Here is a 10,195-nt window from a genome sequence, read left to right as displayed (position 1 = left end):
GCTTCCGGCCAGCACCTGTGTCAAAGCTTTATAAAGGACAGGATGGCTAACCGACCATAAGTTTGGAGAAGTGACAGTAGCTTCCTGCGTTACTTCGCCTGTCGAACCGGCCGGAATAGTCGTCTCGGTTTTCAGAGTGGATATTTTTTTCCCTTCCGGACTGAAAACCATTGTACGAAGGGTAACAGTTTGGTCAGCAGCGGAAGCATTTTTAACCGTCGTCCTGATGACAATATGAGCTGATTCTTTTGTGACCCGGGGAGTCGTAATATAGGTCCCCCAGAGATCCACGTGGATTTTTCCGGTTTTTACAAGCCACACATTCCGGTAGATTCCCGAACCTGAATACCAGCGCGAATTGGGTTGTTTTGAATTATCCACCTTGACGGCAAGGATATTTTTCCCGCCGAAATTCAACCAGGGAGTCAGTTCGTATCGGAAGGAGCTGTATCCGTAAGGCCGTTTGCCAAGGTACTGTCCGTTAATCCAGACTTCGGCATTGCGGTAAACTCCGTCAAAGTGAATAAATATTTTTTTGGTGCTGTCGGCAGCAGGAACTTCGAAGGTTTTACGGTACCATCCGATTCCTCCGGGAAGGGCTCCGCCGCCTGTTCCGGCCGGATGATTGGGTGAAAAGCTTCCTTCAATACTCCAGTCGTGAGGAAGGTCGAGTGTTCTCCATGAACCATCATCAAATACGGGTTGAGAGGCATCAGGAAAATCGCCCAAAGCAAATTTCCAGTCTGAATTAAAGTCTTCGGTGTTTCTAACATTCGCTGTTGGTTCTGAGCAGGAAAACAAAATAGCTGCTGCGCATGCCAGAATGCCAATAAGGGAAAAATACTTCATATACATTATATATTTAACGTGAAGAAACCATCACCCTCACGGGCGGTATTCAAAAATAAAATGATAATTTCTTGCGAAAGTTAATGAAGTATTCAAGAATGACAAAACATTCTTTCACTCAAGGTGCCAATGTTTTGTTTGGAACATGGGAAGGAGAAATCTCTTTGTTAATCTCTTTTTCTCTGGTATCGGCTTCTACCATTTAAACTTCTTTTGCATTCTGTTCCGGTAAAAAATGGCAATTCCATTCATCAGGAAGGTGAATATCAGAAGAATGATGATTCCGGCGGCAGCATTGGTTTCAAACGCCAGCTGCGGGCGGGATACCCAGTTGAAAATCTGAATGGGCAGAACGGAATAATTGTCCATGGGAGACGAAGGGGCAAACGGCACATATACCAGAGCTCCGGCGACAATCAGCGGTGCCGCTTCGCCAACAGCACGTGAAAGGGCAAGAATTACTCCCGTAAGAATGTTTCCCAGCGCCGATGGCAGGATGAGGCGGTATATAGTCTGCCATTTGGTGGCCCCAAGGGCATACGATCCTTCCCTGAGGCTGACAGGAACTGCCCGCAATGCTTCCCGCGTAGAGACAATAATAATGGGAAGAATGAGAAGAGACAGGGTTAAACTGCCCGTAAGAAGGCTGTTTCCCAGTCCCAGGGTCCGTGAAAAGACTTCAAGCCCTAAAATACCGTAAATAATAGACGGCACCCCGGCAAGATTGGAAATATTGATTTCAAGAATTCGTCCCCATCGGTTCTGTTTGGCATACTCTTCGAGATAAATAGCTGCCATAATTCCAACAGGAATTGCTATCAGGGCTGTCAGAAACATAATCCATACAGTTCCCATCAGGGCCGTAAAAATACCTGCTTTTTCAGGGAAACGGGAGGGAAGGGAGGTAAGAAACTGCCAGCTGACTCTGCCAAGGCCTTTCTGGGCGATCTGAAAGAGAAATATGCCCAGAACCACCAGGCCTGAAAGGGTTATCAGCAGGCCAAAAATGTTAAAGGAGCGGTCGCTGATGCGTTTATAGGTTCTAAAGTTCATATTTCTGGTAAAATTTCCGTTTGAGATACAAACCCAGATTGTTGATACCAAAAGTAAACAGGAAGAGCACCATGCCGGCCGCAAAAATGGACCGGAATTCAGGCGAATTCTGGGGTACGTCGCCCATACTTACCTGAACAATATATGTGGTAATGGTTTCAACAGGCACCAGCGGATTGAGCGTCAACCGGGGCTGTTGGCCGGCGGCAATGGCAACAATCATCGTTTCGCCGATGGCCCTTGAGATAGCAAGGATTACGGAAACCCCGATACCCGAAGAGGCCGCAGGAAGAAGCACCCTGAAGGTGGTCTGAAACCGCGATGCCCCAAGTGCATAGGATGCGAAACGCATGGATCCGGGAATGGCATACAGGGCATCCTCGCTCAGGGAAGTTATCAGCGGCATAATCATTATGCCCATCACAATACCCGGGCTCAATGCATTGAATCCGGCCATGCCGGGAATGAAATTTTGGAGAAAAGGCGTTACGGTGGTGAGGGCAAAAAATCCATAAACAACAGTGGGAATTGAAGCGAGCAATTCAAGAACAGGTTTGACAATTCTTCTGAATGCAGGATTGGCATATTCACTCAGATAAATGGCAATGGTAAGCCCCAGCGGCAGTGCCACGGCAATGGCGATAAAGGAAGTGAGAAAGGTGGCGGTGAGAAGAGGCAGGATCCCGTATTTTTTAATAGTGAAAAGTGGTGTCCATTCAGTGGCTGTAAAAAACTCAATTAAAGATACATGCCTGAAAAAAATTACCGTTTCATAAAGAAGCACCCAGATAATACCAATGGTTATCAGTATGGTAAACCAGGCGCTTCCTTTAAGAATTCCTTCAATGACTTTTTCCTGCTTCTTCAGACCAGCCATAACAAGGTTTCTTATTTGGCAAACTGTTTCTGAAATTCTTCCCAGCGGGCCTGCGTAACCTTCAATTCGTCAGGTATAAGAGCAACATAACCAACATCAGAAGCAAGGGTGCCGCAATGTTCAAGGTAGAATGACACAAAACGCTGTACTTCTTTCCTTTCGAGGGATTTGCTGTTGACATAGATGAACAGGGGTCGGGACAGCGGGGTGTACTTTTTGCTCTTTACCGTCTCTGCGGTAGGGGTGACAGGTCCGTTTCCGTTTTCTGCATCGATAGGGAGAATGCGTAGCTTATCCTGGTTGTTTTCGAAATAGGCAAGCCCAAAATAGCCGAGTGCCAGTTCATCAGAGGCAATCCCCTGAACCAGAACATTATCATCTTCGCTGGCCGTATAATCCCCTCTGCTGCTCTTTGCCTCACCCACAATGGCTTCAGTAAAGTAATCGAATGTGCCCGAAGCAGTACCGGCACCGAACAAATGAATTTCCTTGTCGGGCCATTCGGGTCTGATCTGGTTCCAGCGCATGATTTTGCCCTGTGCAGCCGGTTCCCATAATTTCTTCAGTTCCGATACCTTGATTTCTTTTGCCCAGGTATTGGAAGGATGAACTACAACTGCCAGACCGTCATAAGCTACCTCCAGCTCAAGATACGAAATGTTATTTGCTTTACAGGCTTCAATTTCTTCGGGTCGGATCGGACGCGAAGCATCGTTGATATCTGTTTCTCCCCTGCTGAATTTTTTAAAACCCCCGCCGGTACCAGACTCACCTACAGTGACCTTTACATTCGGATAGCTGTTGCGAAATTCCTCTGCCACAGCTTCACTTAAAGGAAACACGGTACTGGAGCCGTCAATCTTGACTTCTCCGGTCAGTGCCTCTCCCTTACCAGAGGAACGGGGAGAACATGAACTGAGGAGGACTGCCGCAGGCAGAAAAATTACTGATAAAATGATAAAAGACTTTTTCATACTATTTGAATTAAATGATATTCTTTAATAAATTGTTAAGAACTTCCTGTCAGATTTTGCCAGGTTCTGAAGCAATCGCATCTGTTAAGAAATTTGGTTCAGGGCAGATCTTCTTCTTACTGGCATGTGAATTCGGTTCTTCTGTTTGGGTATACATATAGCAGTATTTCTACCAACGCAAGGTAGTAACGTTGTTTAAAGAAAACGCTAACAGAATGTTAAGGAATAGTTAAAGATGGATCTTGCCGAGGGAAGACGATCAGTAATACAGATATCTTTTGATTTTCTGGGTCGCTGTTTTCTCGAAAGGCTGGGGATAATATTCAACAGCCTGAAGCTGGGAGAATTTGTTTACCCGTTCGTTCACGTATTTCTGAAGGTCTTTCAGGAACAAATCGATGGCCTGTTCGGCATTGCTGATGGCATCACGGCCGGAATTCCTGGCATTGGCAATAAATTCATCCAGCCTGGCTTCTATTTCATCCCGGTTGAGGTAAACATAGGCAATCAGTTTATCTTTCTTTTTAACCACAACAGACTCAACAACATAGTTATAGCTGTTGATCACTGATTCAATTTCTTCCGGCATGATATTTTTCCCGTTGGCACCGATAATCATATTTTTAATACGGCCGTTGATATGGAGGTTTCCTTTCTGATCAATAAAACCAAGGTCTCCGGTGCGGAACCAGCCGTCAGGACTCAAAACTTCGGCTGTAAGGTCGGGTCGTTTGTAATAACCTTTCATGACGTTGTCTCCGCGTACGACAATTTCTCCCTGTCCGGGTTCAGTGCCTGCCGACAGGTCGATGCGCACTTTCACATCGGGAAGAACCGGCCCGGTGGACTGAAAGGCAATTTTTTTTCCTATACCGCCGGCAATAAGGGGAGAGGTTTCAGTGAGGCCATAGCCGATGGCAAAAGGAAATCGGGCTTCGCGCAGGAACTTTTCGACGGTAGGATCAAGTTTGGCTCCTCCGATTCCGAAAAACTGAAGACGTCCTCCAAAGGTCTTCATCAGTTTTTTCCCGGCAATCCGGTGGAACAGGCGCCTGAAAACGGGAATACCATAAAGTTTTTTCAGAAGCCCGCTTTTGGTAAAGCGGGGTAAAACACTGTTCTTATATATTTTTTCAATCACCAGAGGTACACTGAGCATGGCGGTAGGCCGCACCTTGGCGAGGGCAGGAAGAAGAATGCTTGCGGTAGGAGGCTTGTCAAGGTAATATATGCAGGAACCTCCGATCAGAGGCATCATCATACCGATGGTATTTTCGTATGTATGAGCCAGGGGGAGAATAGAAAGGAGTACATCGCCCGTATTAAGGTCTTGAACACTGAAACCCTGCAGGGCATCAAAGACAATGTTTTTATGTGTAAGCATCACTCCTTTGGGATTCCCGGTAGTGCCTGAGGTATAAATGATGGCCGCCAGGTCGTCTTCTTCCACTTCTGCTTCCGGCAGTACCGAAAGGTTTTCCGGACCTAAAACCGGTGCATCAAGCAGATAATTGTCATCTTTTACCGTGAATGTGTCGAGAAGAATTTTGTGGTGCAGATAGGGTAGTTCTTCCGCTTCAATCCGGACCAGCTGCTTTTCAGTGGCAATGAGAAGAGTCGCTTCTGAATGATTAAGGGCTTTTCCAATTTCAGCCGGGGTAAATTCCGGCATCAGGGGCACAGCAATGGCACCCATGGAGGTGATTGCCAGATAGGAAATGACCCAATTGGGAGAACTGGACCCGAGAAGTGCCACGCGGTCTCCCTTCTGAATACCCATATTGATAAGCAATACCTGAAGACGGGCGATTTCAGATGTAAGTTGCTGGTAAGTGAGGGGGGCGGAATCAGTAAGTGACACTGCTGGCCTGTTACTGTACTCGCGGTTAAACCGGAGAACTACCTCACGAATTGTGAGTTTGTTAAATTGATGCAAAATGAAGAATAATTTAAAATAATGTACAAAGATACACTTTTATTTTGACTTTTGTTTCCGCAAAAGTCAACCACCTGATTTATAAATATTTATAAATCATGTTGTTTGTTTTTTCTATGAACATCTTCAGGCTCCGGCACCTGATCATCCAGAACAGGTTTCTCCAGCAAATGTTTTGGCAGGAAATACCGGTTGGCAATCAGGGTAGGAATAACAGCGCTGGCAATCACAACCCCAACAAGGTAGGAATACTGTTCCTGGGTGATGATTCCATGCGACAATCCGTAGAGTGCTGAAATGGTCCCAAACGTCAAACCGGTTGACATAAGAAGGGTATAATACCATTTTTCGGTTCTATGCTTTTTAAATCTTCTGATCACCGGATATAAACCGGCAATTTTTGACCCTACTTTTGTAAAGAAAAGGACCAGGAAAGGTATTGGTGCTACGACGAGTGCCGGAAGAGAAACAAAAGCTCCCGCCCGGAGAAAGTACAAGGGTGTGAGAAAGCCGATGGTCATGGTGCGCAGCCTGCGGATGAACAAGTGGTCTTTTTCAAGAGTTTTTGCCAGCAGCATTCCAAGAATATAAGCCGGCAGCACGGGTTCGCTTTCCGACCACAGGGCCAGCACCGCAAATCCAAGAAGAAGAAATATTATCCACTTGGTTCGTATAGCGGCTGTCTTGTAGGCAAACTTTCTGATAAGAAAGTTCGTAACCGGCGGAACCACAAAGATTGCAACAAGGAGGGCGGCAACAAAAACAAGGGTTTTATACGTGAACGGGGCAAAAATGAGGCCCAGTCCGATAACGGTTCCGAGGTCGTTTACAAAGCAGGCTCCCAGCACGCTTTTCCCGAAAGAAGTCTTGTTCAGGCCGTACTCCAGCATAACGGCATAGACTACAGCCATTGATGTGGTGGAAAGGGCAATTCCGGCAAGGAGACTTGGCTTAATATCCCATCCAAGCAGGTAATAGGCGACAAGAGCGGCCCCGATAAATGGGGCAAAGAATCCCGTTAGCCCGACAAGGGTTACTTCCTTGAATTTTTTTCGCATGGCATCGGGATTCAATTCCGTTCCCGAAAGAAACGTCAGCATAATGGCTGCCAGGCCGGCCAGAAACTTCAGCCAGTCGGCATTGAGGGAAAGTTTGTCGGTAACGTTCAGCTTGAAAGCAATGTATCCGACAATGGTCCCAAAGATGATTTCCATAAGAGCCATGGATATCCTCAGGCGATTGGCAAAAATGGTTGAAATGACGGCTATTCCCAACCAGAACGCTGCAATAAGATAGATCGATAACATACGTAAAACCTTTAAAGTTAAACATCACAGGAGTTATCAGCTATTGCAGCGGTTAATGGTGAACTCCATCACCAAAGGGCGCAAAAGTATAATTTTTTTAAAAAACCATCATTTTTCTGTCGGTGGTTTTTTGTTCAGCAGCTTATTAAAGCACTCGTCTGCGATTTTACGAACGATGAAAGAATAGGGAGCCCGGCTGTAGGTTTGCAGCAGTCCAATCAGGGAAGGATCATTGTAGTGGCAGAGTGCCTTAATGATTTCTTCCTGAAGATAAGGATCATGGCTGTTTGCGAGCAACTCAACAAGCGGCTGAATAGCCTGCGGAATTTGTTTTTCTCCCGAAATAAACACAGCCCGCCTCACTGTTTGAGGATCGGGATGATGAAAAGCACGGATTACTTTTTCGTCGAACGAAGAAGCATCAAGTGCTTCAATATCAGCACCACAAAAAGGGCAAACCTTCGTATCCGGGGCAATCTCATTCCAGCAGGCAGAACAAAAGAATCGCATTCTTTAGTGTTTACAGCAAAAATCCGGTCGGTAAATTGTCATAATCTATATGAGGTATCAGCCATAATTTTATATTCTTTGAACAAGTTCTTGCAATCTGGCTATATCATTGTCGAATTCTTCGGCATATTCTTTTGGAAAGGTACCGTAGCCCTTCAGCCTTTGCGATGTGGTGTCGCATAAAATCACCCAGATTCCCGATTTTTTGGCCTGAAGCAACTGGCTGAAAAGCAACTCCCTTGTTCGCAGGTTGTACTTTTCAGACAGCATTCTGATATGTTCCTTTATTTCCCTTATGATGGCAAGAAAGTGTTCCTTATCTTTGTCTTCCACATCATAAATCACCTGCGAAAGAATCATGTCTGAAGGATGGTTCAGATCATTTTCGAGTTCATTAATCAGCCGTTCTACCATATACAGAGAGGCTGAAACTGACCGGTTATGGTTTTCAGAAAGAGGAATTTTTTTCATCGCAATAAAATTGATTTTCAATGGTATGATGGAACCCACATGTTCGTGATTTTTTTACCGTTGTGTTTGTGTTTGTAAAAATATGTGGATTTCATAATCAGTTCCTCAGTGTTGCTATAATGCGCATGGGATGACGCAGAAGCTCCAGTGCGTCTGTTATGCTGGTACAAATAATGTCAGCGGCTTTCAGTGCCCGGGCCGCAGCTCCTTCTTTCTGAACGACAGCAATCCCAAGGGCGGCTGTTTTCAGCATCCGTACATCATTCCTGCCATTGCCAATGGCGATAACCTTTTTGGCCCCCAGTTTTTTCACATAGGCTTCCTTTTGTTGGTCCTGTTCTGAAGATGCAAGAATCACCAGCGTGCAGTCAATGCCCGCAAATTCACTTTGTGCGTTTCCAAAGGTGTCGGCCGTAAGAATATGAATTCCTGCCTGTTTGCCAATTTCCTCCAACAACAATTTAACTTCGTCGGGAATAATCCCGTCAGTTGCCAGGGTGCCGTTGTAATCGAGCACAATATGCTTGATATGTAAGGTCTTACGACCTGGAATTTTCAATGTGATCATCGGAATCCTTATTTTGAAGCAGTTCAGTTAATCCTTCTTTCTGAATAATTTTCAGGCCCAACCGGAGATTGCTTACCCCGGGAAGCAGTTTATACGTAAATACCGGCTCTTCCTCTTCAACAAATGATTCAAAGCATACGCTCTGAATATTTTTAAAATGGCTTATTTTATTCCAAACTTCGAGCAGATGGCTGGAGACAACAAATATACTGCTTTTCCATTGGACCAGTTTCTCAATAATCAGGATGGTTGCGTCATAGGCATCAGTAACATTGGTGCCACGGAATAATTCATCAAAAATGACGCATACTTTTTCCTTTTTGTTCAAATAAGCCCCAAGGTCTTTTATTCGGGCCACTTCGCTGAAAAAAAAGCTGTATCCGGCCAGAATATTGTCTGTGATTGTTATGCTGGTAAACATTCGGTCGAAGTATGTCAGTTCAAGGCGGGAGGCCGGAACGCCCATTCCAAGGTGCGCAAAATAAACGGCAAGGCCGAGCGATTTAAGGAAGGTGGTTTTACCGGACATGTTCGGACCTGTAAGAAAAACAAAATTCCTGTCTTTTTGAATCGCAAGGTCAACAGGCACCGGATTTGTAAGTAAGGGATGATACAGTCCTTCCGCCACCAGATGAACCTCATCTTTGTTACTGAACAGAGGAAAAGTAAAATGATGGTGATGGGTTGCTTTCGCCATGGCAAGCAGGGCATCCAGTTCATAATACCAGGCAGTGATTCTGATAATATTTGGTTTGAGGGAGGTTCGGAGAACTCTGTCGGCAACAAGAATTTCACGGATGGAAGGCTTCTTTTTTACCTGTTGATGAATGATATCCCTGAATTCTTTTGAATGAAAAATCTGATCCAGTTCATCAAATGCTTTCCTTAGAAGAACGGGAAGATGATCCTTTTTTTCGTAGAGGACCTTGTAGAAACTGGAGGTAAACGCTATAATTTCCTGAAGACTGTATTTAATATAATTGAATGCATTGATATCAGTGATCCAGAAACGGATAGACTCAATAAGCCGATCGTCTTTTACCACTTCAATATTGGTGGATAGATATTCCTCCAGCGATTTCATCTGGTGATCATTGTAAGGCAGGTAGAACAACCGGATATTTTTCACCAGAAAAGCAATGGTTTCCTGATGTTCAAGCATTGATTTCAGGGAGGCAGGAGGATGGCGGAATTTTTCGCGCAAACGGAATTCTCCTCCTGTGGTTTGTGTTTTAAAAAGGAAGTCATAAACAGAGATCCCTTTGTCTTCTGTTCTGAATATTTCCAGATCTTTTAATGTATGGCTGTCAATATTCATTGTACAATCATTTGTCGGTGAAACATTTCGTGATGAAGGAAACCGCGAGTATCCATCCGGACAGAAAAGCAAGCCTTACAGAGGAAAACCAGGAAGGAAAAGGGAAATTTCCGGTTGAGCACAGATATTTCGCTAACTGGCAGCGGGAGGGGAGAGCTATCCGACTCCCTGATGAAAAGAGAACAAATAAAAAAACCGCCTGAGCTCTATACATACCTCCTGATCATTTTTATCAGGAGTTATCAGCTTTTAAGCGGTCAAAGGCTAACTCCATAGCCTGTTGCAAATGTAATCAATTTTTCGGAAAATACGACATTAAAATTTTATTGAAT

The 10,195-nt window shown here is 44.9% G+C and carries 10 protein-coding genes; all 10 read right to left on the bottom strand.

Going from position 1 to position 10,195, the window contains the following annotated elements:
* The coding region (locus GX419_10520) for a glycoside hydrolase family 2 (GenBank protein ID NLI25126.1) at positions 1-849 on the bottom strand (849 nt) is incomplete at its 3' end.
* A gap of 195 nt (positions 850-1,044) precedes the next feature.
* Positions 1,045-1,902: a phosphate ABC transporter permease PstA gene (gene pstA / locus GX419_10515; protein ID NLI25125.1), complete on the bottom strand. Its 858-nt coding sequence runs from the start codon at positions 1,900-1,902 to the stop codon at positions 1,045-1,047.
* A complete protein-coding gene (gene pstC / locus GX419_10510) occupies positions 1,892-2,770 on the bottom strand; it encodes a phosphate ABC transporter permease subunit PstC (protein ID NLI25124.1) in 879 nt (292 codons plus the stop codon). Before pstC ends, pstA begins: the two co-directional genes overlap by 11 nt.
* A 20-nt stretch (positions 2,771-2,790) precedes the next feature.
* Positions 2,791-3,753, bottom strand: a complete 963-nt coding sequence (locus tag GX419_10505) for a PstS family phosphate ABC transporter substrate-binding protein (GenBank protein NLI25123.1) — start codon at positions 3,751-3,753, stop codon at positions 2,791-2,793.
* A 259-nt stretch (positions 3,754-4,012) separates the two neighbouring features.
* Entirely contained in the window at positions 4,013-5,689 is a 1,677-nt protein-coding gene (locus GX419_10500; protein NLI25122.1) for a long-chain fatty acid--CoA ligase, read from the bottom strand.
* Between the two features lie 89 nt (positions 5,690-5,778).
* Positions 5,779-6,996, bottom strand: coding sequence for a cation:proton antiporter (locus tag GX419_10495; protein NLI25121.1), 1,218 nt, complete (start codon positions 6,994-6,996; stop codon positions 5,779-5,781).
* 108 nt (positions 6,997-7,104) lie between these two features.
* On the bottom strand, positions 7,105-7,506 hold the full coding sequence (locus tag GX419_10490) for a HEAT repeat domain-containing protein (protein ID NLI25120.1): 402 nt from the start codon (positions 7,504-7,506) through the stop codon (positions 7,105-7,107).
* Between the two features lie 69 nt (positions 7,507-7,575).
* Positions 7,576-7,977, bottom strand: a complete 402-nt coding sequence (locus GX419_10485) for a hypothetical protein (protein NLI25119.1) — start codon at positions 7,975-7,977, stop codon at positions 7,576-7,578.
* A gap of 97 nt (positions 7,978-8,074) precedes the next feature.
* The gene (locus tag GX419_10480; protein ID NLI25118.1) at positions 8,075-8,545 is read right to left on the bottom strand and encodes an HAD hydrolase family protein; all 471 of its coding nucleotides are present in this window, start codon (positions 8,543-8,545) and stop codon (positions 8,075-8,077) included.
* Entirely contained in the window at positions 8,517-9,863 is a 1,347-nt protein-coding gene (locus GX419_10475; GenBank protein ID NLI25117.1) for a hypothetical protein, read from the bottom strand. The genes GX419_10480 and GX419_10475 overlap by 29 nt, the downstream gene beginning before the upstream one ends.
* Between the last annotated feature and the right edge of the window lie 332 nt (positions 9,864-10,195).

This window comes from Bacteroidales bacterium (assembly GCA_012517825.1).
Lineage (GTDB): Bacteria > Bacteroidota > Bacteroidia > Bacteroidales > JAAYUG01 > JAAYUG01.
This window is presented reverse-complemented; position numbering and strand designations above follow the sequence as displayed.

What these genes read in the sequence shown, in the direction of transcription:
- GX419_10475 (NLI25117.1), bottom strand. Translation starts at nt 9,863, where the DNA reads ATGAATATTGACAGCCATACATTAAAAGATCTGGAAATATTCAGAACA.
- GX419_10490 (NLI25120.1), bottom strand. Translation starts at nt 7,506, where the DNA reads ATGCGATTCTTTTGTTCTGCCTGCTGGAATGAGATTGCCCCGGATACG.
- GX419_10495 (NLI25121.1), bottom strand. Translation starts at nt 6,996, where the DNA reads ATGTTATCGATCTATCTTATTGCAGCGTTCTGGTTGGGAATAGCCGTC.
- GX419_10505 (NLI25123.1), bottom strand. Translation starts at nt 3,753, where the DNA reads ATGAAAAAGTCTTTTATCATTTTATCAGTAATTTTTCTGCCTGCGGCA.
- GX419_10480 (NLI25118.1), bottom strand. Translation starts at nt 8,545, where the DNA reads ATGATCACATTGAAAATTCCAGGTCGTAAGACCTTACATATCAAGCAT.
- pstA (NLI25125.1), bottom strand. Translation starts at nt 1,902, where the DNA reads ATGAACTTTAGAACCTATAAACGCATCAGCGACCGCTCCTTTAACATT.
- GX419_10485 (NLI25119.1), bottom strand. Translation starts at nt 7,977, where the DNA reads ATGAAAAAAATTCCTCTTTCTGAAAACCATAACCGGTCAGTTTCAGCC.